The following is a 223-nucleotide window of genomic DNA, read 5'->3' on the forward strand; positions in this document are numbered from 1 at the left end:
CAGTGTCCCCTTCGTCTAGAGGCCCAGGACACCGCCCTTTCACGGCGGTAACAGGGGTTCGAATCCCCTAGGGGACGCCACTTGCTGGTTTGTGTGAGTGAAAGTCGCCGGCCCCCGTATCTCAAAACTGACTTGCGAGTCATGTTTGAGATATTTGCTCTTTAAAAATCTGGATCAAGCTGAAAATTGAAACGACACACGTAAAGTGTGTATGAGTCTCTCA

1 tRNA gene is annotated in these 223 nt (G+C 50.2%); it reads left to right on the forward strand.

From position 1 onward, the window contains the following. Positions 1-4 precede the first annotated feature (4 nt). A tRNA-Glu gene (locus OGV82_RS03845) sits at positions 5-80 on the forward strand. The last annotated feature ends 143 nt before the right edge of the window (positions 81-223 follow it).

This window comes from Citrobacter sp. CK191 (assembly GCF_030333435.1).
GTDB lineage: Bacteria > Pseudomonadota > Gammaproteobacteria > Enterobacterales > Enterobacteriaceae > Citrobacter_B > Citrobacter_B koseri.